Origin of the sequence: Verrucosispora sp. WMMC514, from assembly GCF_027497295.1 — a bacterium.
Lineage (GTDB): Bacteria > Actinomycetota > Actinomycetes > Mycobacteriales > Micromonosporaceae > Micromonospora > Micromonospora palythoicola.
The window spans coordinates 5,058,038-5,083,475 of the sequence record NZ_CP114906.1; the positions used below are offsets into that span (position 1 = coordinate 5,058,038).

Sequence of the window (25,438 nt, forward strand, 5' to 3'; positions counted from 1 at the left end):
AGGAGAAGGACGTGCACCTCGCTCACGTCACGCTTGATCCCGCCGCCGTGGTGGCTCCGGTCAGCCGCCGTACCTTCGGCACGTTCGTCGAACACATGGGGCGCTGCGTCTATACCGGCTTGTACGAACCCGGCCATCCGTCCGCCGACGAGGACGGGTTCCGCTCCGACGTCCTGGCCCTGACCCGCGAGCTCGGTGTGACGGTGGTCCGTTACCCGGGCGGCAACTTCGTCTCCGGGTACCGGTGGGAGGACGGCATCGGCCCGAGGGAGCAGCGCCCGCGCCGGCGTGACCTCGCCTGGCGCGGCATCGAGACCAACGAGGTCGGCATCGACGAGTTCGCGCGGTGGGCCGCCAAGGCCGACATCGAGATCATGTACGCGCTGAACCTGGGTACCCGGGGCGTGCAGGAGGCCCTTGACGTCCACGAGTACCTCAACCAACCTGCCGGCACCCACCTGGCGGACCTGCGTCGGACCAACGGCGCCGAAAAGCCGTACGGAGTGCGGATGTGGTGTCTGGGCAATGAACTCGACGGCCCGTGGCAGCTCGGATACACGAGCGCCGACGCGTACGGGCAACTCGCCGCGGCCACCGCCCGGGCGCTGCGTGCGGCCGAGCCGGGTCTGGAGCTGATCGTCTGTGGCAGTTCCAGCTCCGCCATGCCGACGTTCGGCGCATGGGAAGCCACAGTTCTCGAACACACCTACGACCTGGTGGACTACGTCTCCTGCCACGCCTACTACGAGGAACACGACGGCGACCTCGGCTCCTTCCTCGCCTGCGCGGCCGACATGGACCACTTCATCGACAGCGTCGTAGCCACCGCCGACAGCATCGGTGCCCGACTGCGCAGTAAGAAGAAGATCCAACTGTCCTTCGACGAGTGGAACGTCTGGTACCTCTCCCGCTTCCAGAACCAGCCACCCACCGACGGTTGGCAGGTCGCTCCCCGGGTCATCGAGGACGAGTACAACGTCGCCGACGCGGTCGTCGTCGGCAACCTGCTCATCTCCCTGCTACGCCACAGCGACCGGGTCACCGCGGCCTGCCAGGCCCAGTTGGTCAACGTGATCGCCCCGATCCGCACCGAACCGCGCGGGCCCGCCTGGCGACAGACCACCTTCCACCCGTTCGCCCGCACGGCGGCACTTGCCCGCGGCGATGTCCTGCGCACGGTGGTCGACAGCCCGTCCTACCAGACGGCGCGCTACGGCGAAGCGGCGGTGCTCGACGCGGTCGCCACCCACGACCCGGCTACGGGCGACGTCGCGATCTTCGTCGTCAATCGCGACGACACCCGACCGGTGCAGCTCACCATCGACCTGACTCGCTTCGGCCTCACGGTGCGAAGCGCAGAGGCCTCGACACTCTCGGACGACGACATCCGCGCCACCAACACCGCCGATCAGCAGGACCGGATCATCCTGCGACCGAACCGGCAACTCACCCCGAACACCAGTGGGGCACAGATTGTCCTGCCGCCGGTGTCGTGGACGGCCGTGCGCCTGTCCACGCAGCCGCGCCCCGTGGGCTGAAACTTAGCAGCTCGCCTGCACAGTGCCCGACGTCCGGCTCCAGCGAGACCGAGGACGCGGGTGAGACTTCCGCCGGCTGTGCGCCCTGGCCGGAGTGCCCTCGCGGTGCCGGACCGTGCTTCTCGGTGAAATTGCATACTCCTCAAAAATTCGATTGATTCGATGGCGCAACGCTTGACGAACGTCGATGTTAACGCGAACATCTATTTGTGACATCGTAGCAACACATTCGTCATACGTATGTGCTCATACGTAAACATCGATTCTGTCCGGGCGCGACAAGCGGTCGATTGTTCCGTCGGGTCAACGGGCGACACGACCCGGCAGTCAAAGGAGGTTGTGATGACGAAACGTGATGAGTTGTCGCCGGTGGGTGCACGGTGGCGTGGTTGGTGGTCTGGCTTCGTGGTGGCTGTCGCGGCGGTGCTGCTGGCCGGTTCGGGGGTGTTCGGGTTGCCGTCGGCGTCGGCGGCGACGGTGGACACGTCGGCGTCGTATGTGTTCGTGAATCGGCACAGTGGTAAGGCGATGGATCTGTATGACTGGTCGACGGCGGAGAACGCGCCGGTGAATCAGTGGGCGCGCAATGATCTCGCGGTGCAGCAGTGGCAGTTTGTGGATGCCGGTGGCGGTTTCTACAAGGTGCGGTCGCGGCACAGTGGGAAGGTGCTGGAGTTGCCGAACGGTAGCGACGGTACGCAGTTGGTGCAGTCGACGGATCGGTCGTCGGCGACGCAGCAGTTCCGGTTGCAGGATTCCGCGGGTGGGTTCGTGCGGTTCGTGAACCGGCAGTGGAGCAAGGTCATTGATGTGTGGGAGTGGTCGACGGCGGATGGGGGTCGGTTGGCGGGTTACTCCGACCTCGACGGTGCCAACCAGCAGTGGCAGTTGATCCGGCTGGGCGGCGCGACACCCACCACCCCACCCGGCGGCAGTCGGACGTTCACCAACCCGATCAAGCGGAACGGCCCCGACCCCTGGCTCCAGGTGCACAACGGCGTCTACTACCTCGCCACGACGACGTGGAACTCGACGATCACCATGCGTCGCTCCACCACCCTCGCCGGGCTGGCCACCGCCCAGGATCAAGTGATCTTCAATCTGGCCGGCCGACCGAACGGCTGCTGCAACATGTGGGCCCCGGAATTCCACCTGATCAACGGGCCGAACGGGCCACGCTGGTACTTCTACTACACCGCCGGGCAGAACGTGCCCGACTTCAACCCCACCCAGCGGCTGCACGTGCTGGAGAGTGCCGGCACCGACCCGATGGGTCCGTACACGTTCAAGGCCGATCTCGGCACCGACTGGCAGCTCGACGCGAGCATTCTGACGGTGAACAACCGGCTCTACCTGATGGGTACGTACAACGCCGGTGGCAACTACGGGCAGAGCCTGTTCATCACGCCGATGAGCAATCCGTGGACGCTCAGCGGCAGCCGGGTCCGGCTGAGTTCCCCGACCCTGTCCTGGGAGCGGCAGACCCACCCGGTCAACGAAGGCCCGGAGCCGCTCTACCGCAACGGCCGCACGATGATCGTCTACTCGGCGAGCGCCTGCTGGGGACCCGACTACAAGCTCGGCCTGCTTACCTTCACCGGCAGCGATCCGCTCAACCCGGCGCACTGGACCAAGGCAGCCAGTCCCGTCTTCCAGCGCAACGACGCCAACGGCGTCTTCGCCCCCGGGCACAACGGGTTCTTCAAGTCGCCCGACGGCACCGAGGTCTGGATCGTCTACCACGCCAATGATTCCGCCGGCGGCGGATGTGACATGAACCGATCCACCCGGGCTCAGAAGTTCACCTGGAACGCCGACGGCACCCCGAACTTCGGCACGCCCGCCCGGCTCGGGGTGACCCTCACCGCTCCCTCCGGCGAATGAAGCCTGCCCAACCGTCCCGTTCCCAATCTGCAACCAGGCCCGCACGCCGGGCCGGAAATGAATGATCCGATGGTCTCTCGACGCACCCTGCTTGTCGCCGGCGCGTCCGTGGCGGCGGCCGCCGGCACGGCTCCGCTGTCCCGTGTCGCGCCTGCCCAGGCGGCGCCCGTGTACGGCGGCTACGTGATGGGCTATTTCACCGAGTCACCCAACTCGGTGGCCAACAACTACGGTCTGCACCTGGCCATCAGCACCGATGGTCTCACCTGGACTCCGCTGAACCAGAACAACCCGGTCGTCACCCCCACCGCCGGCACCGGCGGCCTGCGTGACCCCTTCATCATGCGCAAGCAGGACAGCACTTTCGTCGTGCTCGCCACCGACCTCAAGGGCACCGACTTCACCCAGCAGAACCAGTACATCCACATCTGGGACTCCCCGGACCTGCGCAGCTTCACCGGCTACCGCCGGGTGCGGATGCACAACATGCCCACCCACACCTGGGCGCCGGAGGCATTCTGGGACGCCTCGCGTGGCCAGTACGGCATCCTGTACTCGGCCAGGAACAACAACCGGGACGCCTTCTACGTCAACTACACCACCGACTTCCGTACGGTCAGCGCGCACCAGCTCTACTTCGACCCGGGCTTCGACGTGCTGGACGCGACCATGCACGTCGGCAGCGGGACGAACTACCTGTACTACAAGAGTTTCACCGACGGCCGGCTCTACGGCGCCCGGTCGAGCAGTCTCGCGCCGCGCAGCTTCGACCGGGGCACGTACACCAGCGGCGTGATCAACGGTGGCATCGAGGCACCGATCGTGGTCAAGGCCAACGACCGGAACGAGTGGTTCCTCTGGGGCGACTCGTTCTCGCCGAACAACGGCGAACTGTACGTGTGGCGCAGCGGCGACATCAACAGCAACAGCTGGACCCCGCTGGGCAAGGAGCGCTACACCCAGCCGCTCAACGCCAAGCATCCCACCATCGCGCCGATCACCGCCGCCGAACATGCGGCGATGCTGTCCCGGTGGGGAGCGCCGTCCTGGAACCGGATCAAGTCGTACAACTTCCCCGACCACCTGATCCGGCACGCCGACAACGCCGCCCGGATCGATCCCTACCCGTTCGACCCCTACGCCGACGCCCAGTGGCGGCTGCGGCCCGGCCTGGCGAACTCCTCAGGCGTGTCGTTCGAGTCGGTGAACTACCCCGGCCGGTACCTGCGGCACAGCAACTACGTCCTCGTCCTGGCCGCTAACGACGGCTCCTCCGGGTTCGCCGGTGACGCCACGTTCTACCGGACCGCCGGGCTCGCCGACGGTGGGTGGACCTCGTTCCGGTCGCACAACTTCGCCAACTACTACATCCGGCACGCCAACTACGTCCTGCGGATCGATCCGCTGAGCGCCTCGTCGAGCGCTGTCGACCGGGCGGACGCCACCTTCCAGGTCGGCTACTGAACCGCGCCACTTCCACCACCAAGGAGGTTTCGATGACAGAGACGGATCAGGTGCCGCGGGTGAGGTCGCGGCGCTGGCGGACGGGAGCGGTCGTGGGCGCGACGTCGCTGCTGCTCGGCACGGGAGTGCTCTACGGGTTGCCGTCGGCGTCGGCGGCGACGGTGGACACGTCGGCGTCGTATGTGTTCGTGAATCGGCACAGTGGTAAGGCGATGGATCTGTATGACTGGTCGACGGCGGAGAACGCGCCGGTGAATCAGTGGGCGCGCAATGATCTCGCGGTGCAGCAGTGGCAGTTTGTGGATGCCGGTGGCGGTTTCTACAAGGTGCGGTCGCGGCACAGTGGGAAGGTGCTGGAGTTGCCGAACGGTAGCGACGGTACGCAGTTGGTGCAGTCGACGGATCGGTCGTCGGCGACGCAGCAGTTCCGGTTGCAGGATTCCGCGGGTGGGTTCGTGCGGTTCGTGAACCGGCAGTGGAGCAAGGTCATTGATGTGTGGGAGTGGTCGACGGCGGATGGGGGTCGGTTGGCGGGTTACTCCGACCTCGACGGTGCCAACCAGCAGTGGCAGTTGATCCGGCTGGGCGGCGCGACACCCACCACCCCACCCGGCCCCACCACGCCGCCCCCGCCGACCGGCACCCCTCCGCCGGCCTATCCGCAGCCCGGCAGGGTCGCCGGGGACATCGGCGTCCACGACCCGACCGTGGTCAAACGAGCCGACGGCACCTACCTGCTCGCACACACCGGCGACAACGTCGCGTTGAAGACCTCCACGGACCGGGTCACCTACCGCAACGCGGGCGCGGTCTTCCCCGGGGGTGCGCCGTGGACCACCACGTACACCGACGGTGCGCGTAACCTGTGGGCTCCGGACCTGTCCTACCGCAACGGGCGTTACTACCTGTACTACTCGGCGTCGACCTTCGGCTCCAACCGCTCGGCGATCTTCCTGGCCACCAGCACCACCGGGGCCTCCGGCAGCTGGACCAACGACGGGCTGGTCATCGAATCGCGGACCTCGGACAACTTCAACGCCATCGACCCGAATCTGACAATTGACGACCAGGGCCGCTGGTGGTTGAGCTTCGGTTCGTTCTGGTCCGGCATCAAGATGATCCAGATCGATCCGGCCACCGGTCGCCGGCTCGGCACCGCCATGCACAGCCTCGCCAACTACGGCCCCGGCATCGAAGCGCCCGTCCTGGTCAAGCGGGGATCGTGGTACTACCTGTACGTCTCGTTCGACCGCTGCTGCCAGGGCGCCAGCAGCACGTACCGGATCATGGTAGGCCGTTCGGCGAGCCCGACCGGGCCATTCGTCGACCGCGCCGGCCGGGACATGCTCTCCGGGGGAGGCACCCAGATCCTGGCCTCGCACGGCGCCATCCACGGCCCCGGCCACCAGGCGTTCCTCGCCGACACCGACGGCGACCACCTGTTCTACCACTACTACGCCGACAACGGTCGGTCGCTGCTCGGCATCAACCGCATCGGCTACGACGCCGCAGCCTGGCCCTACGTGTACTGACTCGGCTGCCACCGTGGACGGGCGGACTGCCCGCCCGTCCACGGACGTGCTCGCACGCACAGTGGACGCCGAGTGCGGCTACGCCGACTGAGGTGCCCGGAGGCACACCTCCACATACCGACTACGAACTCGCCACCTGGGAGGGCGCATGCTGCATCCGCACTTTCTCCATCCGGTCGACCACCGGGCGGTCAGTCCGGCGCTGACCGACAGACCTTCCCGCCGGCACCTGCGGTCGATGCTGGCCGCGGTGCTCGCGATACTCGCCATCTCGGCCGGCCTACCGGCGGCCGGGCCCGCACAGGCCGCACCGGCGGTTAACTACACCAACCCGCTGGCGAACCAGCGGGCCGATCCGCACATCGTCAAACACACCGACGGCTACTACTACATGACCGCGACGGTGCCGCAGTACGACCGGATCGTGCTCCGCCGGGCGACCACCCTGCAAGGACTGGCCACCGCCACCGAAACGACGATCTGGCGTCGGCACACCAGCGGGGAGATGGGCGCCCACATCTGGGCTCCCGAGATCCACTTCATCAACAACAGGTGGTACATCTACTTCGCCGCCGGACGGACCGACGACGTGTGGCGGATCCGGATGTACGTGCTGGAGAACGCGAGCGCGAACCCGCTGTCCGGCTCCTGGACCGAACGCGGCCGGATCAGCACGCCGTGGGACACGTTCAGCCTGGACGCCTCGACCTTCGTGGTTAACGGGGTGCGATACCTGACCTGGGCGCAGCAGGAGCCCGGCATCTCCACCAACTCCAACGTCTACCTCGCCCGGATGGGGAGCAACCCGTGGCAGATCACCGGTCCGGTGACCCGGCTGGTGGTGCCGACGTACGACTGGGAATCCCGCGGTTACCGGGTGGCCGAGGGCCCGGCAGTGATCCAGCGCAACGGGCGGGTCTTCATGACGTACTCCGCAAGCGCCACGGACGCCAACTACTGCCTCGGCCTGTTGAGCGCGTCCACCACCGCCAACCTGCTCGACGCCGCCTCCTGGCGCAAGAGCCCGACCCCGGTGTTCGCCAGCAACACGGCCACCGGCCAGTACGGCCCCGGACACAACTCCTTCACCGTCTCCGAGGACGGACAGAGCGACATCCTGGTCTACCACGACCGCAACTACCGGGACATCAACGGCGACCCGCTCAACGACCCGAACCGCCGGACCCGGATCCAGAAGCTCTACTGGAACGCCGACGGCACCCCGAACTTCGGCATCCCGGTGCCCGACGGGCCCACCCCGGTGCGGCTACGCTCGCACGACCTCACCGCCAGCTACGTCCGGCACTACGACTATCGGGCCCGGGTCGAGCCGGACGTGACCAACCTGGCCGACTCCCAGTTCCGTATCGTCACCGGGCTCGCCGGCGCGGGCACCGTGTCGCTGGAGTCGACGAACTTCCCCGGCCACTTCCTGCGTCACCGTGACTTCGCCCTCTACGTCGAACGGGACGACGGGTCAACCCTGTTCGACTCGGACGCGAGCTTCCACCGGCGGGCCGGCCTCGCCGACAGCGCCGGGCTCTCCCTGGAGTCGCAGAACTTCCCGGGACGGTACGTGCGCCACCGCAGCGGTCTGCTCCACGTGGAGACGGTCAGCTCGAGCGCGGACCGTGCCTCCGCCACCTTCCACCTGGAGTAGCCCGGCGCGAGCCCACCACGACCACCCTGCCGTCACCGATCTTTTGGAGGTTCAACGATGCGCAACCCCGCACTGACATCACCGCCCGACCGGCCAGGTCGCCGAACTCGGCGTGCCGGCCTGGTGCTGACCCTGGTGGCGGCGCTGGCCGGCGCGACAGGTGTCGCCGTGGTGGCCGCGCCGTCGGCGCAGGCGGCCACCATCGACACCAGTGCCTACTATGTACTGGTCAACCGCAACAGCGGCAAGGTCCTCGACGTCCGGGACACCTCCGTCGACGACGGTGCGGCGATTCAGCAGTGGTCCCGCAACGACGGTGAGTGGCAACAGTTCCAGTTCGTCTCCTCCGGCAGCGGCTACTACCGTCTGAAGGCTCGCCACAGTGGCAAGGTCGTCGACCTGTGGGAGTGGAACGTCGCCGACGGCGCGGAGTACCGACAGTGGCCCGACCTCAACGCCACCAACCAGCAGTTTCAGGTCCTCGACTCCGACGGGGGCTACATCCGGCTGATCAACCGGCACTCCGCCAAGGCACTGGAGGTCTGGGAGTGGTCGACCGCCGACGGTGCCCGGATCAGCCAGTACGCCGATCTCAATGGCGCCAACCAGCAGTGGCAGATGGTCCGGGTCGGCAGCGGGGGGACGCCTACCACGCCGCCACCGAGCACCGGTTGCGGTAGCGGCTCGTTCCAGGCCGAGGCCGTGCTGAACGGAAGCACCTGGACGTCCCGCAACGGGTCGTCGACCGTGTACTCGGGCTCGAACATGCTGTCGGCGATGCAGGCCGCGGTGAACTCGCTGTCGTCCGGACGAACCACCAAGCAGCGGGTGGTGGTGCGGGGCTCCGGTTCGATGAGCGCGGGCTCCCGGCTGTCGCTGCCGTCGTACACGACACTGGCGGTGTGCGGCACGATCAACGTGACCGGCTCAGGATCGGGCGACTACGCACCGGTCTACTCCCGGGGAACCACCGACATCGAGGTGCAGAACCTGACCCTTACCGGATCGCCGCTGTACGGGATCTTCATGCGCAACGTGAACAACCTGACCCTCGGACAGATCGACATGCGGCTCTCGGGCGGCCTGGGCGTACGGGTCGACAACCACGGCGGCGACCGGGCGGTCAAGGTGCGCAACGTTCGGATCGACAACGTGTACGTCTCCGGAACCGGCGCCCACGGGGTGGAGACGTACGGCGTGGACGGTCTGACCGTCGGCACGGTCACCGCGCGGAACACCGGCTACTCCGGTCTGCTGCTCAACGACACCATCAACGCCACGGTGGGTACGGTTGACGCGCAGGGCGCCGGGACCGGGACCGGGTACGCGGCGTTCCGGATGGCCAACCGCAACGGTCGGGTGGGTAGCTCGTACCCGGCCAACATCCGGGTCGGGAACGTGATTGCGTCCGGCGGCGGCCGGGGGATCTTCTGTGTTTCGGAGTCCGGCGGCGCGGTCATCGACCGCGTGACGATCTCGAACACCGGGAACAACTCGATCCTCGTGGAGAACTGCTACAACGTCACCATCGCCGGAGTGTCCGGCACTGTGACGGGCGGCGGTGAGGTGCGGATCTCCTCGCGGACGGAGTTCCCGATCTCCTCGGGCATCCGGTTCCAGAATCTGACCGTTACCAACACCAACATCACCCAGAGTCCCTGTGGCGGATCGAACAACACGATCAGCAACGTCACCCGGGTCAACTCGACCTTGACCTGGTGTTGACTGGCGGCCTCACCGTCGTACACCGCCTGCTCGAGCAGGCGGTGTACGCAACATTCGCGGTAACTCGTGCGCACCTCTCACCGGAAGGGTGCTCCCGCGTGCGGGTGGCCGGCTGGCCCGGCGCTCCCTCCCGGTCGTCGGTGGCACCGTGTTCACCGACCACGACCGGTTCGTTATGCCCGACGGGCTCGCGGCACTCTCCGGGCAGGCATTGCCGAAATCCTCCTGGAGGTCATTGTCAGGGGATGGGTGACGGCGTGGCCCGGCGACGAGGCAGGACTGCTGCGGCCGAGCGTACGTCCGTGGATTTTCGCCGGCCGGCGCGGGAGGGGTGGCTTTGATCGAGAAGCATGACCTGGCACTGGCGGACGGAGCGCGTCTGCCGTCCGTCCCGCCCCGCGGTGAGCGGCCGGCCCGCCGAACGGGTCGGTCGATCATGCGCGATGTGGCGGAGCTGGCCGGCGTTTCCGCACAGACGGTCTCCCGGGTGATCAACGGGCATCCGCACGTTGCGGCCGACACCCGGCAGCGGGTGACCGCCGCCATGCGGACACTGGACTACCACATGAACCTGGCGGCCCGGGCGTTGGCCACCTGCCGTTCCGGCACGCTGGGCATCGTGGGTTACGAGAGTCCGCTGTACGGGCCGACCTCCATGCTGTACGCGATCGAGAGGGCGGCCCGGGCCGCGGGTTACGTCGTCAGCGTGGCAAGCGTTCGTGATCTCGACCGACGGTCGGTGCTCGACGCGGTGGACTGGCTGCGTTGTCAGTCGGTCGAGGGAATTATCGCGATCGCGCCCAAGGCGGCCATGGCCCGCGCGCTGGTCGAGGTGTCGACCGAGGTGGCGTGCGTGACCGTGGGCGGAGGATGCAGCGAGGCGGTGCCGAACGCGCGGATCGACAACGTCGCCGGGGCGCGAGCGGCCACCCGCCACCTGCTCGCTCTGGGGCACCGGACCGTCCACCACCTGTGCGGCCCGGACGACTGGCCGGAGGCGGGCGAACGGGTCGCCGGCTGGCGGGAGGCACTCGAGGCCGCGGGTGCACCGGTGCCGCCACTGCTGCCCGGTGACTGGAGCGCCCGCGCCGGATTCGAACAGGGCGGCCGACTGGCACGGGACCCTTCCGTCACGGCGATCTTCTGCGCCAGTGACCAACTCGCCCTGGGCGTGCTGCGGGCGCTGCACGAGGCCGGCCGGGAGGTCCCGGCTGACGTCAGCGTAGTGGGCTTCGACAGCATCCCCGATGCCGAACACTTCCTGCCACCACTCACATCCGTACGGCAGGACTTCGCCGCACTCGGCCGGAGCAGCGTGCGGCTGCTGCTGTCGCAGCTCGACCGGACCGTCGACGGGCGGACCGCAGCACGCGAGCTGCTGGTACCTCAACTCGTCGTTCGGCAGAGCACGGCAGTCGCAACCGGCACGACAGCGTCACCGCAGCAGCGGACCGGGTAACCGCCGGACGCCGATGATGGTGAGGCAGTGGTGCGACGACTCCTTTACTCGGCTGGCGTGGCGGTTCTATCGCCCGATCGTCGGGCAAGGGGAGACGGGCTGCCTGGGTTCGGTGCTAACCGAGGATCTCCCAAGTTAGCCGGCGCGCACCGTCGCCTAGTACGGCAGCCGCCGTTCGGGATCATGGCTGGAGTTCGAGGTTGAGGCGTCGGGTGTAGTGGGCTTGGCGGGCTCGGGCTTGATGGCGGCGGCGCCAGTCTGACCAGCGCAGACGGTGGGCGAGGTCGCGGATCGGGCGGAGTACGAGGGTGTTGATCAGCCGGCGGGTCTCGTTGACGGTCAGCTTGATCAGACCGGTGTCGGTGGAATCATCGTCGGCTTCGGCGGCGCAGATCGCCAAGACGGCGAGGGCGGCCAGGGCGAGGGTGGTGAAGCGGTGCCAGGAGTCCCAGCGGCGGACTTGGTGTTGGTCGAGGCCGACCTGGCCCTTGGCGGCTTGGAAGCTTTCCTCGACCGTCCAGCGGATGCCGGCGATCCTCACGAGCTGGGCGAGGGTGGCCGGTCTGGGTGTCCAGCAGCGGTAGAAGGCCAGTTCACCGGTGGTGGTGTTGCGGCGGATCAGGAGGCTGTGGTGGCCGCCGTCGTCGGGGTCGGCGTCGGTGCAGACGTCATCCAGCCAGGCCCAGTCGTAGAAACGCGGGCCCTTGGATCCGGCGCCAGCGCTGCGGCGCTGCCACGCCGAGGCCGGCAGGCCGGCGGCGACCCGGTCAGCCCGCAGGCGGGTCTTGCCGCCGTCGAGGGGGACGAGGTGGCTGCGGGACACGGCCAGGACGTAGCCCAGGCCGTGTTCGCGCAGGTGAGCACGGAAGACACTGCTGTTGCCGTAGGCCTCGTCCGCAGCCGCCCACCCAGCGGGGACGCCGGCGTCGAGGGCAGCGGTGATCATGTCGGCGGCCAGCTCGGACTTCGTGGCGAAGACGACCTCGTCGGGAACTCCGGCGGCCTGGCATCTGTCCCGGTCATCGGTCCACGACACCGGCAGGTAGACCCGGCGGTCGATCAGTGTGTGCCCATGCCGGCTGGCGTAGCCACAGAACACCCCTACCTGCGCGTTCTCGATCCGGCCGGCGGTGCCGGTGTACTGGCGTTGCACCCCAACCGTATGCGTGCCCTTCTTCAGGTCCCCGGTCTCGTCAACGACCAGCACCGCGTCCGAGTCACCGAACCGGGCCACGACCACGTCACGCAGATCGTCGCGGACGGCGTCGGCATCCCACACCGCCCGATACAACAACCTCTGCATCGCATCCGGCCGCGCATGCCCGGCCTGCTCCGCCAACTGCCAGCACGTCTTGACCTCGATATCCGCCAGCAGCCCGGTCACGAACGCCGCCGCAGCCCGCCGCGGCTCGACCCGCCCGAACCGACCCGCGAACGCATCACACACCCCGGCCAGAACCCGCCGCCACCGGGCAGGGTTTACGCTGTGGCACGCGGCCACCGCCAGATCTGAAGTTATGTCCACAGCAGACAGACGATCACGCGGTGGCCGCACCTCGTCTACCCGGCCCCACCAGCGACATCTCAAACGGCGGCTGCCGTACTAGCAGGGACGGATTCCCCTCGATCAGCGCCGCGATGGCTGCCCGGAGCTGGTCGGCGGCGAGCGCCTCCACCGTGCTGCCCGGTGCCAGGAGACAGATGCTCGCCGAGCTCGAGGCTCCCGATGCGGGCATACTGCCGGACGAAAGAAGCGTGGCTGGGACGCGCTGAATCGATCGGACGGGGACGCGGCGGCCGGAAGTGGCGACGGTCTACGGCGTTGTTGTGATCGAAGGAGTGGCGCTGGTGAATGCGCCAGCGCCACTCCAAACCGGACTGACGTGATATCTCACGCCCGTCTCACGGATGGTCCGGGAAGGCTCGATAGAGCCCGACCTGTCCCGGACTGCCACATGGCCGTTGACCTGCATGTCCGGCAGGACCCGGGACCGTCCGGCAGGCTCCGGCAAGCCGGCTGGTTCTCTGGGGGTCAAGGGGTCGTCGGTTCGAATCCGGCCGTCCCGACTTGAAAGGCCAGCTCAGCTGGCCTTTTTCATTTGTGTCTATGGATGTGTTGATCGGCTTTCGACACGTGATTTTGCCCGTACGAGCGTACGGTCTGAGGTCGATCGCCGTCCTGCCTGCGCCCGGGCGACGAGCGCGCGTGGCTCGGCGGCATCCAATGTTGTGCGGAGTTCGGTAGAGATCGCGATGACGGTGCAGGCCGCTTAAGCAGGCGTGACGGCCTTGTTCTCTGCCCTGCGGCCCGGAGGCTTCCTGCGTCTTGGGCACCCCGCCCCGGCAGGGCTTGCCTCAGGTATCGACATCCGTCCCTCGTGGATGATCCTGACACACCTTCGACACGGATGTCCGTACGGTGACGTCGTGCTTCACGCCGCCGGTCACGATCGACCCCGCATCGGATGGGCGGCCGCGTGTGTTCTGCGGCGGGCAGTTGGTCCGTTGTGTCTGCGGGTGGCGGGGTTCCCATGGCGGGGTGGGCCTCCAGTGCTGGAGGTGACTGCCAGGCGGTGAGGAGGTCGTCGTGGTCGATGGTGGTGTGATCGTTCGTGACCCAAAGTCCGGGTTGTACGGGTTCCGGCTGGAGATGGGACGCGACCGTAACGGCGCGTGGATGCAGGCCCGTCGGACAGGGTTCGTGACGGAGAAGACGGCGTTGGTCGAGTACCGTCGGCTCAGCCGCCAACGTGACGCGCGGACGGTCCGGCCGAGGCTTACCGACACCGTCGAAACACTGTGCAAGGACTGGCTTCGTGCCCGTGAGCAGGAACTACAGCCGAACACTGTCTACAACTACACGTGGCTGCTCAGCCTGATCTACCCCTACCTGGGCACGGTACGAGGCTCGCGGCTCAGCGCCAGGATGACCGAGCGTGCCTACCGCCACCTGGAAGCGGCCGGCTACTCCCGCACCACCCTGCGCACCCTCGACCTCGTGCTGACCAAGGCATACGGCGAGCAGACCGGCTTGACCCTCGGCGCGCGCCGGCCACGCGAAAGCGACACCCTGCGGCCTGTCTGGACCCTCACCGAAGCGCGCCGCTTCCTCGACCACATCCACCATGACCGGCTCTACCCGCTGTGGCGGCTGCTGCTGGTCACCGGCCTACGACGCGGCGAACTGTGCGGCCTGCAGTGGCGCGACCTGGAACCGGACCTGGCCACCCTCACCGTCCGCCGGCAACGCGTCGTCGAAGACCCGGCCAGCCGAGTCCGCGACAAGCCACCCAAGTCCCACAACAGCACCCGAACCCTCATCCTCGACCCGGCAACCCTCAAGACCCTCACCGCCACGACAGTGACCGCTGGTTCGCGGTACATGTTCACCGGCCGCACCGGCCAACCCCTGCGGCCCGACAACGTCACCAGCCGCTTCAACCACCTCGCCACCCGCGCCGGAGTCCGCCCCATCGGACCCCACCAGATCCGGCACCTGCTCGCCTGCACCTACCTCGACGCCGGATACGGCATCCACGAAGTCGCCGAACGACTCGGCCACGACCCAGGCACCCTCATGCGCTACTACACCCGCATCAACGCCACCCGCCGCCAACAAGCCACCGAACACATCGCCCAACTGCTCACCGAACCGCCGCAGACCACGTAGTAGATTCACGCGGCTCGTACGACAAGGGACTGCACCACGTGGGTGGCGTGTGCCCGCCCTTCCTCGAACTGCCGGCCGGGCCCCGTCGCCGGGTGGCGGTGAGGCCCGGCCGGAGCCGGTCTCAAATTACCGCCCGCACCCACTGGGCGTCCGAGAAGTCCAGGGTCTCGGCGAAGCGGCCGAGGTGGGGGTACAGGGCCGGGTTCTCGATGTGCTTGCGTAGGTCCTCACCGGTTGCCCAGCGCTCGTTGATGCGGTAAGAGCCGACCTCGTCGGGGCTGTGGTAGATCGCGTACAGCTCGTAGCCGGGCTCCTCCCGGGCCGCGTCCATCACGACCCGCATCGTCTTCTCGACCTCGGCGGCGTCCACACCCGGCTTGAGCCGGGCATTGCCCCAGTAGCCGACCGGGTCGGTGGACTCCAGGATCTCGGCGGGAGCGAAGTCCCTGGCATTGAAGTGGTTGAGCTCAGACATTGCGATGTCCCTTTCTCGTCTCGTGTTCGTTGTGGCCTTAGCGGCGGCCACGAGGAAATCGTCGTCCAGTGTCGAGTCGGCGGCAAACACCTCCCAAGCTACTTGTGCAAGGCAAGTAACTCTGGACCGTGGTGATGGCGTCAACTCACCGTGCCGCTGCGAAGGCGACCGCAGTGTCTCCGCGATCAGCGTCAACATGGCTTCCTCGACGAGGCCGTCGAGCACCGACGTACTGGTACGCGTCCTGGTCGTCCCACTATGAACCGTCCTTGTGAAGGCCTGTTGCAGCAGGTAGAAAGCCAAGGATTTGATGATTCATGGTCGGCGGAAAGGGAGTGAGCGCATAGAGGGTCGTTGCCGGCCTGTCTGTCAACGGCGCGATCGCGGTGCACGGCGCGTCGGGGCGGCGTCTATGGTCTGGGCGATGCTTTTACGGCTGCTGACAGTTGCCTTCGATGCGTGCGACCCGGGCTGGAGCGGTGCGCGGTTCTGGGCCGCTCTGCTCGGCCGGGAGGGGACGGAGGAGCCTGCTGGAGCTGTTGCCGGCACGGACGGGCAGCTCGGTCTCTGATCGAGCCCAGCAACGCCTATCTAGCCGAATGAGGCGTACTGGGTGAGTTCGCTTTGACGGCATTCGGCGGGTTGGCAACCGTGCTGCGCTGGCCGCTGACATGAGACCGGGGCGAGGAGACGGCGATCCAGTCTTCACTCGCGGCACAAAGGTTGCGCGGGCTCGCCCACCGCAGCCAAAAGGACGAGTCCAACCGTCAGCGCTTCCAGCTTGCCGGTCGGGGCGACCGGCAAGCTGCGGTCGACGAGCCGATTTCTCTCGGCGCCACCCGGATCCACATCGGTGCCAACGGCGCGGTCTTGCTGGCCGGTCCCAGCTGCCGCCACCGAGCAGACGCCGGCTGGCCTGACCGGTTAGGAAAACGAGATGCCCGGACCTCCGGCATCTGCCTCCAGGTCATCTCACATTCGATCCTCGCCTTCCTCTACAACCCGATGAGCATCGATATCGCGGTCAGCGTCATTTCCGCCTGAGGTGCGGGGACCCGAAAGATGAACAGACGACCCACAGCGCGTCTTGATCCGCACGGGGTCAAGACGCGCCATCGTCATGCCGCTGGCCGGCTGGCTCAGACGGTCGCCGCCGTCGCGCGCCCCGTGAGTTCATCGATGGTCGCGGTGCCGAGTTCGGCCTGCACAGCCGGGCGTACGACGGTTCCGTACAGCTCGATCGTCCTGAGGACCTCGCGCTGCGGCACGGCACCGGTGTCGATGTGGATGTAGGAGCGCACCTGGCCCCAGTGCTCATGCATGAGCAGGATGCGCTCGATGATCTCCTCGGGGGAGCCGACCAGCAGCCCGCCCTGCGGTCCGCTGTCCTGATCGAAGCGGTCGCGGGTGGGTGGCAGGAAGCCGCGCTGTTCGCCGACGACCTTCATGAACTGGTGCCAGTGCGGCCAGAACGTCTCGCGGGCCTTCTTCCCGTCCTTGTTCAGGAAGCCGGGCGAGCCCAGCATGAGCATGGTCTGCTGCGGGGTGTTGCCAAACTGCTGGGCGGCGCGGCGGTATAGCTCGGAGATGCCCGCGTTGCGGATCGCGTTGCCGCCCAGGACGCCGGTCGCCATCGGCAGACCCAGTCGCGCGGCCCGGATGACGGAGGCGGGGTTGCCGCCGACGCCCAGCCAGATGGGAATTGGTCCTCGCTCGGCGCGCGGCGGGATGTACTCGCCGTTGAGGTCCGGGCGGGTCTTGCCGCGCCAGTAGACCCGTTCGTGCTGGTTGATCTCCAGCAGCAGCTCCAACTTCTCGGCGAACAGCTCGTCATAGTCGCGCAGGTCGTACCCGAACAGGGGAAATGACTCGATCGACGACCCGCGGCCGGGGATCAACTCCACGCGCCCGTTCGCGATCGCGTCGACCGTCGAGTACTGCTCGTACACGCGGACCGGGTCTTCGGTGCTGAGCACGGTCACCGCCGTGGACAGCTTGATCCGGTTGGTCTGCGCCGCGATCGCGCCGAGGATCGGCGCGGCCGCCGATCCCGGGAACTCCGGGGTGTGATGTTCTCCGACGCCGAACCAGTCCAGGCCCACCTGCTCGGCGAGCACCCCGGACTCCACGACGTTGCGGATCGCCTGCGCCTCCGAGATGCGCTTGCCCGTTTCCGGGTCCCAGTTCGCATCCCCGAACGCGCCGATGCCCAGCTCCATGACTGCCTTCTCTCGATCGTGATAAATGTCGGACGGATGGCGCCCGCGCGTCACCGCCGGGCCTGCGCCACGTTCTCGCGTACGGCAGGAGCGACCTCGGCGCCGAAGCGGGTCAGCGTGAGCGGGTCGTCACCGCCGATGATGAACGCGCTGACGCCGTGCTCGAGGGCGAGCATGGTGAGCTTGTCGATCCACACCTTGCCCGGGCCGTCGAGGAAGCCCTGCCCGGTCGTCTCGAGGCTGGCGTGCATGAAGTTCATCAGGCGCCGGACCGCGGCCGGCTCCCGGCCGGCTCGGTGCGCCGCGTCGTCGATCCGTTCGTTGGCGTCGGCGAGACCCCGCAGGCCGCCGTCGATGTATTCGATGCTGGGCAGCCACCCGTCTGCGACAGCGCCGGTTAGGGCCAGCATCCGGGGCTTGTAGGAGCCGACCCAGATAGGGATCGGATGATGAGCGTACGGAGCCCGGATGCCGCCCTCGATCTGGTAGAACCGCCCCTCGTGGGTCAGCGGCCCCTGCCGCTCCGGGTCCCAGGCGTCCCGGATGATGCCGATCGCCTCCTCCAGGGCGGAGATGCCCTGCCCGGTGGTCAGGCGGCGGCCGCCCATGCGGGCGATGCCGTCCCAGAACGCGCCGGCGCCGATGCCCAGGCGGAACCGGCCACCGGAGAGCCGGTCGACGGTCGCGGCCGTGCGAGCCAGGCCCAGCGGTGGCCGCAGCGGCAGGCTGGTCACGTTGCCGCTGACCGCGATCTTCCGGGTCTTCGAGGCGACATAGGTCAGCAGGGTCGAGGTGTCGTGGAGGGAGGACTGGTACGGGTGGTCCTGGAACGTCACCAGGTCCAGGCCTGCCTGTTCGGAGACGGCGGCGAGGTCGACAGCGTGCTGCGCGGGCTGTGCGACGGGACTGACGAAACTACCGAACAGCAGATCATGGCCGTAGTCAGTCATGCCGCCACCTTCTTCTCGAACGCCAGCGGGGTCGGCGCTATGTTGAAGTTGTCTCGGAACAGGTTGGTCGGGTCGTACTCGGCCTTGAGCCGCCGCAGCCGCTCCAGCACCGGCGCGGGGAAGGCGTCGAGGAGACGTTCGGGGTGCCGGTCGGTCTCGAAGCTGAGATAGAGGCCGTCGAAGTGCGGGCGCAGCCTGTCCCACTCGGCCATGAGGCGGTCGTCGCTCGAGCTCATCGCGGTCAGCTGGAAATGCGGGGTCCGGTGGCTGAACGCCATCGCCTCCGGCGGCACGTCGGAGATCGCCCCGCCCATAGCGCGCAGCTCGAAGAAGTAGACGAGGCCGGTGCTCAGCAGCTCAGCCGCCTCGCGGGCGAACTGTCGGGTGAGCTTGGGGACGAACGCGGAGCGCGAGATCGGCTCCCCGAAGCCCTGCTGGCCCGACGGCCCGATATCGACGGCGTTGTCCATCACGCCCGGGTAACCGGTCATCAGCGCGTGCTGGCGGACAAGCTGACCGAGTTCCAGGAATGGGGTCAGCCGCGCGACGACGATGTCCGGGTCGGAGTTGTCGACCACCGCGTAGAGGGAGATAACCCACTGGCCCCGCCGGGCCCGGCCGGTGACCAGGAACACCGTCGTGTCCCGCGGCGCCTGACTCGCGATCTGCCCGTAGCGGTAGAGAGAGGCCTCGATGTCGCTGGAGACCAGGGTGAGCTTCGCATACCCGACCTCGCCGACCACGGAGGTCTCGAACTCGAACGCCGTCGCGATCCCGAAGTTCGCGCCCGCTCCGCGCACGGCCCAGAACAGGTCCGGGTTCTCCGTGTCGGAGGCGCGGACCGGCGTGCCGTCGGCCAGCACCAGTTCCACCGCCTTCACGTGATCGACTGTGAGGCCGTGCTTGCGGGAGATCAGCCCGATGCCGCCCGCGGTCGCCAGCCCGCCGACACCCACGCCGCCGTAGTCGCCGGAGCCGAGCGCCCAGCCGTGCGAGACCAGGGAGTGCGCCACTTGCTTCCACGTGCGGCCCGGCTCGATGCGGACCAGCCGGCGCGACGCGTCGAGAACCTCGAGGGAGTTCATCGCCCCGACGCTGATCACCAGCCCGTCCCGGTTGGTGGAGCGGCCGCTGATGCCGTGCCCGGCGCTGCGCACCCCCAGCGGGATGTCGCGGTGGTCGCGGGCGAACGCGATCGCGTCCACCACCTCGGCGACCGTACGCGGGCGCAGCACGAGCCCGGGGTTGCCACCGCGTAGGTAGGTCGAGGAGACGGCGCGGTGTTCCCGGTCACCGGGCTCGATCGCCCGGCCGGCCAGGCTGGCCGGCACCGCGTCGTAGGCGATGCCCGGCACCCGTTGCGCGAGAGCGGGCCCGGATCGGTGCGGGCGTCCGGCCGGCGCCTCCGGCTCCGGCGCCGCGACCAGCGCCGCAAGGCGGGTCATATCGGCGGCGTCGCGGACCGGCACGACGGGGATGCCGGCGCCGGCGGCGTCCCGGATCGCGCCGTCATCGGCGTCGGCGGCCACGATCGTGAAGCGGGAACCCGGTGGCGGGGTGCGCTCCGGGGCCAGTGCGGCGAGCGTCGTCGCCGCCTTGTCCAGTACCGACGGCACCGCCGAGTCGGGGCTGGTCGGCTCGTAGGCCTGCTCGCGCGGCGGGACCCCCACGCGGATGCGGTCGGTCACACCGGCGATCCACGTCGCCATCGCCCATGCGTCCGCGTTGCGGCTGCCGGTCACCAGGGCGATGCCGATCCCGCGGTCCTCGGCGGCCCGTGCGAGCGTGACCAGCTCGTCTGTTCCGGCGTTGTCCGCGTCGAGGAGTACACCGATCTCCACCCCGTCCACCTCGCTTCGTTTGCATCACAATTAGTATGTCTGACAAACGATAGCGTAGGAGGAAGCAGAATGATTCCCGTCCAGGCGGAGCGCCCCATCGTGGGCGTCATCGGTTTCGGCAAGGTCGGCACCGTGCTCGCACGACTCGCCCGCAACGCCGGTTATCGCGTCCTCGCGGCGGGTTCCGGTGACCCCGAGGCGATCGTGCTCACTGCGGAAATCCTCACCCCGGGCGTCGAAACCGGCTGGGCGCACGAGGTCGCCGAGATCGCCGATATCGTGATCCTGGCCATCCCGCTGCGCTCCCACCGGCAGCTGCCCGCCGCACAGCTCGCGGGGAAGGTCGTCATCGACGCCGTCAACCACTGGCTCGAGACCGACGGGCCCCGTGCCGATTGGCTCGACGCGGAGGAGACCTCCAGCGAGCATCTCCGGGACGCGTTACCCGGGGCCCGCCTCGTGAAGGGGTTCAACCACCTCGGCTACCACGACATCGACGAGCGGCCCAAGCCGCGCGGTGCCGCGGACCGGGTCGCTATCGCGCTGGCCTCCGACGACGCTGACGCGCTGAGCCGGGTGGCGGCACTGGTGGACGACCTGGGATTCGACCCCGTGATTCTCGGCACCCTGCCCCTCGGGCGGGTGCTGGAGCCAGGCGGGCCGATCTTCGGCGACGTCCTCACCGCCGAGGCGCTCACGGCGCGCGTCCGGCCGCGGTAGCCGGCCGGCGGCTGTTACCGCTGCGCGGAGTCCAGCGCCGGGTCGGCTAGCGCGTCCATCACGGCCAGGCAGGGGTCCAGGGCGGGCTGATCGTTATGCAGGGAGGCGGCGAGTTGCGCGGCGTTGTCGACGAACATGCGGCGCAGCGGCGCCGGCACGTTGCCGAACACCGCGTCCTCGGCCGCCCGGACCCTGGCCTCCAACTCCGTCAGCTTCGCCGCGCCGCGCGGGGTGATCGCGATCCGCCGGACGCGCCGGTCGGCCGGGTCGGTCCTCCGCTCCACCAGGCCGACTCCCTCGAGCGCGTCGATCACATAGGGCATGACGGTCTTGTCAATCTGCAGATGCTTGGCGAGCCCGCTCTGGGTGGGCGGATCGTTGTGCCCGACGACGGCGAGGATCTGATAGCCGCGCGTCCCATGGGGCACGCCCTCGACGGCCTGCTCGACCCGCTCGTGCCAGCTGCGCAGGATGACGCCGAGATGCCAGCCCAGGTCGGAGCCCGGAATGCCCACCGTGGGGGAGGTTCTGACCGCATCCGCGTCGCGCACACCCATGCCACCAGCGTACGCCGACCCGAGATAGCCACCGATCGCACTTCAGCCCCGGCTGGACTTGTCGGTGATCGCGACACCCGCCGGCCGTGCACAGGCTGGCACAACCCTCCGGCGGACTGCCGATCGGGATCGCCCTACGGGTCATCGGCGGGCACATCGCCTCCCCACCCAGCACCTCCCTCGGCGATCCCGCCGACGAACTGGCAGACCGACTACTCGACATCGACGGCGACGACTGGTCGGGGCGCCGGCCGGAGCCGGCGCTGGTGTACCGCGATCTCGGGCAGGTCAGCTTCGCGCGGACGACGACCACGCTCCAGGACAGGCTGAAGCGACTCGTCGAGGCCACGACCGTCGCAGCTGAGGGCCGTCGTGGCTGAACTTTCCGACAGCCGCTCCGTCGTCGGGGTATGGGGTTACGGGAGTTATGCGGCTGGCCCGGACCGGGCGCTGTAATCCGCTATCAGAGCCACCATCCGCCACGTCGCCGCTGTCCTCGTCTGGTCGCGATGCAACCGGACGACCGATTGCGGGGGCGTGCCGTCGCGGCCTGAAAGGGGTGACCCGGTAGTGCTGTCGCACACAGCCCCGGTGGCGCGAGGGCGTGGCCGGGCTTCGTTTCGACCAGGGCGTCGCCGTACTCCCGCCGCTCTGGAGCGGCGCGGCGCCGACGACCCTGGTCGGTCGCCCCACGGCCGACATCCTGAACCGTCAGTTCCACGCCGCCCGGTGACGCGGCCGCAACCTCGCCGACACGTTTAGTCGCTGTCCACTCGGTTAAGCGCTCTGCGCCGCCACCACGGAGTAGGTGGTCGCCGACGCGGCGACGGAAGGAAGAAGCCTCATGAGCACCAACGGTCGAGAGATCAAGAATGTCGTGATCGTGCACGGCGCGTTCGCTGACGGTTCGGGCTGGCGTGGCGTGTACGACAAGCTGACAACCCAGGGCTACCGGGTCAAAATCGTGCAGAACCCGCTCACCTCACTCGAGGAGGACGTCGCGGCGACCACGAGGGTCCTCGACAAGCAGGACGGCCCGACGATCCTCGTCGGCCACTCCTGGGCCGGCACGGTCATCACCGAGGCGGGCGTGCACCCGAACGTGGCCGGCCTGGTCTACGTGTCGGCACTGGCGCCGGACGCGGGCGAAACCACCGCCCAGCAGTACGAGGGGTTCGGCCCCACACCCGACTTCGTCATCGACGTCACCGAGGACGGGTACGGCTTCCTCAACCCCGACACGTTCAAGGCCGGGTTCGCGGCGGACACCAGCGACGCCGACGCCGCTTTCCTCCGTGATTCGCAGGCGCCTGTCAAGATGGCGGCGTTCGAGACTCCGGTGAAGAACGCCGCTTGGCGCGACAAGCCGAGCTGGGCGGTCATCGCGAGCGAGGACAGGGCGTTCGACCAGGCGATGTTGCAGCACATGGCCAAGCGTATCGGCGCGAAGATCACCAACGTGTCGGCCAGCCACGCCCTGTTCACGACCCAGCCCGGCGCCGTCGCCGACGTTATCGTCACCGCCGCGCAGAACGCCGGCAACGCCCGCTGACGCCCACCACCCGACCTGGGCCGGCTCGCGCGCCGCGTGAGCCGGCCCCAGCCGCCCGGAGCGTGACCCCGCATGTCCAGCACGACGTTCCAGGTGGCGCTGTGGATCGAACTCTTCGCCGCCGGGCTCGGTGGCCTCCAGGGTGCCCTGTTCGCCGCGGGCGAGAAGCATCGCCGGATCGACCTGCTCGGCGTCATCGTCATCGGACTCGCGGTGTCGCTCGGCGGCAGCCTGCTCCGCGACATCATGCTCAACCAGCCACCCGTGGTGATCTGGAAGAACTGGTACCTGCTCGTGGCCGGCACCTCGGCGGTCCTGGGCATGATGCTGCAACCGGTGCTGGCACGGGCTGACTGGCTCATCACCGTGCTGGACGCGGTCGTCATGGGACTGTTCGGCGCGATCGCGGCCTCGAAGGCGTTGTCTCTCGGGGTCGGTGAGGCCGGCGCGCTGGTCGTCGGGGTCATCGGAGCCATCGGTGGCGGCATGCTGCGCGACATCATCCTGAGCCTGCCGATCTCGTTCCTGCAGGTCGGCACCTTCTACGCCGTCGCCGCCGGAACCGGTACCGGGTCGCTCATCCTGCTCACCGCGCTCGGTACCCCGACACCGATCGCGGGTCTGGTGTGTGTGGCCGTGACCACATTCGTCCGACTGGCCGCAGTCCGCTTCGGCTGGACCTTCCCCGAGCAACGTGCGGTACGTCCCCGACGTCCGAAGATCCCGCAGCCCGTGAAGACGCCCGCCGAGTGACCGCCCCACCAGAGAACCGACCAGGAGGCCAATCCGCTGTGGAACCCCACGATTACGTCACCGTCCTGCGCGAGACCGCGCACCGGCTTCAACCGGAGCTGGTCCGGCTGCGCCGGGACCTGCACGCGTATCCGGAGACGGGCCTCGACCTGCCGCGTACCCAGGCGGCCGTCATCGAGTCGATCGACGGTCTGGGGCTGGAGGTGTCACGCGGTGCCGGCCTGACCTCGGTGACCGCGGTGCTGCGTGGCGGACGACCCGGCCCGGCGGTCCTACTGCGCGCGGACATGGACGCGCTGCCGCAGACCGAGGCGACCGGCCTGGACTACGCCAGCCGCACCCCCGGGGCGATGCACGCGTGCGGACACGACCTGCACACCGCCGCCCTGGTCGGCGCGGCCCACACCCTCGCCGAGCACCGCGACCTGCTGGCCGGCGACGTCGTCTTCATGTTCCAGCCCGGCGAGGAGGGGTGGGACGGCGCCGCCCGGATGATCGACGAGGGCGTGCTCGACGCCGCCGGCTCCCGGGTGCGGGCGGCCTACGGCCTGCACGTGCGCTCCTACGGGACGGCCCGGGGCGTCTTCCGCAGCCGGCCGGGGGCGCTCATGGGTGGCGTCGACGCGTTCACCGTGACGGTGCACGGCGCGGGCGGCCACGCGTCGATGCCACACCTGGCCGACGACCCGATCCCGGTGGCGGCGCAGATCATCACGTCCATCCCCCCGATGCTCACCCGCCGGTTCGACGCACTCGACCCGGTCGTGGTCACCGTCACGTCCGTGCGCGCCGGTAGCGGGGCGAACACCATTCCCGAACGCGCCGAGCTGACCGGCACGATCCGCACGTTCTCGGAGGCGAACCGCCCTCGGGTCCGGGCCGAACTCACCAGTTTGTGCGAGTCGGCAGCGATGGCGACCGGGACGACAGCCGAGGTCACCTACACCGATGGTTACCCGGTGACCGTCAACGACCCGGACGAGTACGAGTTCGCCGCGGCAGTGGTGCGGGACGCGCTGGGCCCGGACCGGTTCAAGCCGATGGCCACGCCGATCGCCGCCGCGGAGGACTTCTCCCGGGTGCTCAACCAGGTGCCGGGCTGCTACCTGCACCTGGGGGCGAGCGCCGCCGACGACCCGGTGACCGCCGCGACCAACCACAGCCCGTACGCCGTCTTCGACGACTCGGTTCTCGCCGACGCGTCGTTCGTCCTCGCCGAACTCGCCAGGCGTGCACTCGACCGCCTGGCGGCGTCCTGACCGGCGACGCTGCTACGGATGGGATGAGGCCCCAACTGCACCCGGTAGCCGGTCGCCGATCGCGCGTGCGTCCCGCCGGCTGGTCAGGGTGACGTGGTGCCCGCTGGCGGGCCGGCCCAGGCGTTGATCAACGCGTTGCGCGGGGGCTGCGTGGCGTAGCGCGCACGGGACTTGACGGGG

At 68.5% G+C, this 25,438-nt stretch carries 21 protein-coding genes and 1 tRNA gene; 16 read left to right on the forward strand and 6 right to left on the reverse strand.

Translation table 11 applies throughout. The features are described 5' to 3' along the window. Window positions 1-11: 11 nt before the first annotated feature. The 7 genes from O7597_RS23485 (at window position 12) to O7597_RS23515 (ending at window position 11,262) form a co-directional block, all read left to right on the forward strand. The gene (locus tag O7597_RS23485; protein WP_281580729.1) at window positions 12-1,538 is read left to right on the forward strand and encodes an alpha-N-arabinofuranosidase; all 1,527 of its coding nucleotides are present in this window, start codon (window positions 12-14) and stop codon (window positions 1,536-1,538) included. A gap of 342 nt (window positions 1,539-1,880) precedes the next feature. Then, on the forward strand, window positions 1,881-3,422 hold the full coding sequence (locus tag O7597_RS23490; protein WP_281580730.1) for a family 43 glycosylhydrolase: 1,542 nt from the start codon (window positions 1,881-1,883) through the stop codon (window positions 3,420-3,422). Between the two features lie 69 nt (window positions 3,423-3,491). Next, window positions 3,492-4,886, forward strand: a complete 1,395-nt coding sequence (locus tag O7597_RS23495) for a glycoside hydrolase family 43 protein (RefSeq protein ID WP_281580731.1) — start codon at window positions 3,492-3,494, stop codon at window positions 4,884-4,886. A gap of 32 nt (window positions 4,887-4,918) precedes the next feature. Beyond that, entirely contained in the window at window positions 4,919-6,418 is a 1,500-nt protein-coding gene (locus O7597_RS23500) for a family 43 glycosylhydrolase (RefSeq protein WP_281580732.1), read from the forward strand. A gap of 148 nt (window positions 6,419-6,566) precedes the next feature. Then, the gene (locus O7597_RS23505; RefSeq protein WP_281580733.1) at window positions 6,567-8,078 is read left to right on the forward strand and encodes a family 43 glycosylhydrolase; all 1,512 of its coding nucleotides are present in this window, start codon (window positions 6,567-6,569) and stop codon (window positions 8,076-8,078) included. Between the two features lie 57 nt (window positions 8,079-8,135). Next, window positions 8,136-9,803: an RICIN domain-containing protein gene (locus O7597_RS23510; protein WP_281580734.1), complete on the forward strand. Its 1,668-nt coding sequence runs from the start codon at window positions 8,136-8,138 to the stop codon at window positions 9,801-9,803. 436 nt (window positions 9,804-10,239) lie between these two features. Continuing rightward, window positions 10,240-11,262, forward strand: coding sequence for a LacI family DNA-binding transcriptional regulator (locus O7597_RS23515; protein ID WP_281580735.1), 1,023 nt, complete (start codon window positions 10,240-10,242; stop codon window positions 11,260-11,262). Between the two features lie 181 nt (window positions 11,263-11,443). Here O7597_RS23515 and O7597_RS23520 read toward each other — a convergent pair whose 3' ends face one another. Continuing rightward, the gene (locus O7597_RS23520; RefSeq protein ID WP_281583309.1) at window positions 11,444-12,718 is read right to left on the reverse strand and encodes an IS701 family transposase; all 1,275 of its coding nucleotides are present in this window, start codon (window positions 12,716-12,718) and stop codon (window positions 11,444-11,446) included. A 530-nt stretch (window positions 12,719-13,248) separates the two neighbouring features. Between O7597_RS23520 and O7597_RS23525 the strand changes: the two genes are divergently transcribed. Both O7597_RS23525 and O7597_RS23530 read left to right on the forward strand, forming a co-directional pair. Then, window positions 13,249-13,329, forward strand: a tRNA-OTHER gene (locus O7597_RS23525). Between the two features lie 520 nt (window positions 13,330-13,849). Further along, window positions 13,850-14,932, forward strand: coding sequence for a site-specific integrase (locus O7597_RS23530; protein ID WP_281580736.1), 1,083 nt, complete (start codon window positions 13,850-13,852; stop codon window positions 14,930-14,932). 121 nt (window positions 14,933-15,053) lie between these two features. On the opposite strand, the gene O7597_RS23535 is transcribed toward O7597_RS23530, so the two are convergent. Continuing rightward, window positions 15,054-15,407, reverse strand: coding sequence for an antibiotic biosynthesis monooxygenase (locus tag O7597_RS23535; protein WP_281580737.1), 354 nt, complete (start codon window positions 15,405-15,407; stop codon window positions 15,054-15,056). 723 nt (window positions 15,408-16,130) lie between these two features. Between O7597_RS23535 and O7597_RS23540 the strand changes: the two genes are divergently transcribed. Next, entirely contained in the window at window positions 16,131-16,451 is a 321-nt protein-coding gene (locus tag O7597_RS23540; RefSeq protein WP_281580738.1) for a hypothetical protein, read from the forward strand. 95 nt (window positions 16,452-16,546) lie between these two features. Here the strand turns inward: O7597_RS23540 and O7597_RS23545 are convergent, their stop codons facing one another. The 3 genes from O7597_RS23545 to O7597_RS23555 are packed head-to-tail and all read right to left on the reverse strand — an operon-like array spanning window position 16,547 to window position 20,417. Beyond that, window positions 16,547-17,680 (reverse strand): LLM class flavin-dependent oxidoreductase, encoded by a 1,134-nt coding sequence (locus O7597_RS23545; protein WP_281580739.1) that lies wholly within the window; start codon window positions 17,678-17,680, stop codon window positions 16,547-16,549. After that, window positions 17,677-18,576, reverse strand: coding sequence for an LLM class flavin-dependent oxidoreductase (locus tag O7597_RS23550; RefSeq protein ID WP_281580740.1), 900 nt, complete (start codon window positions 18,574-18,576; stop codon window positions 17,677-17,679). Before O7597_RS23550 ends, O7597_RS23545 begins: the two co-directional genes overlap by 4 nt. Further along, complete coding sequence (locus O7597_RS23555; protein WP_281580741.1) at window positions 18,573-20,417, reverse strand: FAD-binding protein; 1,845 nt, start codon at window positions 20,415-20,417, stop codon at window positions 18,573-18,575. The genes O7597_RS23550 and O7597_RS23555 overlap by 4 nt, the downstream gene beginning before the upstream one ends. A gap of 69 nt (window positions 20,418-20,486) precedes the next feature. Here O7597_RS23555 and O7597_RS23560 point away from each other — a divergent pair, with 69 nt between their 5' ends. Continuing rightward, window positions 20,487-21,137 carry an NAD(P)-binding domain-containing protein gene (locus tag O7597_RS23560; RefSeq protein WP_281580742.1) on the forward strand — a complete coding sequence of 217 codons (651 nt, stop codon included), beginning with the start codon at window positions 20,487-20,489 and terminating at the stop codon, window positions 21,135-21,137. A gap of 14 nt (window positions 21,138-21,151) precedes the next feature. Here the strand turns inward: O7597_RS23560 and O7597_RS23565 are convergent, their stop codons facing one another. Then, window positions 21,152-21,694 carry a MarR family transcriptional regulator gene (locus tag O7597_RS23565; RefSeq protein ID WP_281580743.1) on the reverse strand — a complete coding sequence of 181 codons (543 nt, stop codon included), beginning with the start codon at window positions 21,692-21,694 and terminating at the stop codon, window positions 21,152-21,154. A gap of 86 nt (window positions 21,695-21,780) precedes the next feature. Between O7597_RS23565 and O7597_RS23570 the strand changes: the two genes are divergently transcribed. From O7597_RS23570 to O7597_RS23590, 5 genes are all read left to right on the forward strand, one after another. Beyond that, window positions 21,781-22,074 carry a hypothetical protein gene (locus tag O7597_RS23570; RefSeq protein WP_281580744.1) on the forward strand — a complete coding sequence of 98 codons (294 nt, stop codon included), beginning with the start codon at window positions 21,781-21,783 and terminating at the stop codon, window positions 22,072-22,074. Between the two features lie 224 nt (window positions 22,075-22,298). Then, window positions 22,299-22,427, forward strand: a complete 129-nt coding sequence (locus O7597_RS23575; RefSeq protein WP_281580745.1) for a hypothetical protein — start codon at window positions 22,299-22,301, stop codon at window positions 22,425-22,427. Between the two features lie 75 nt (window positions 22,428-22,502). Beyond that, window positions 22,503-23,246, forward strand: coding sequence for an alpha/beta hydrolase (locus O7597_RS23580; RefSeq protein WP_281580746.1), 744 nt, complete (start codon window positions 22,503-22,505; stop codon window positions 23,244-23,246). 72 nt (window positions 23,247-23,318) lie between these two features. Continuing rightward, window positions 23,319-23,999, forward strand: a complete 681-nt coding sequence (locus tag O7597_RS23585; RefSeq protein WP_281580747.1) for a TRIC cation channel family protein — start codon at window positions 23,319-23,321, stop codon at window positions 23,997-23,999. Between the two features lie 38 nt (window positions 24,000-24,037). Continuing rightward, window positions 24,038-25,258, forward strand: coding sequence for a M20 family metallopeptidase (locus O7597_RS23590; protein WP_281580748.1), 1,221 nt, complete (start codon window positions 24,038-24,040; stop codon window positions 25,256-25,258). The last annotated feature ends 180 nt before the right edge of the window (window positions 25,259-25,438 follow it).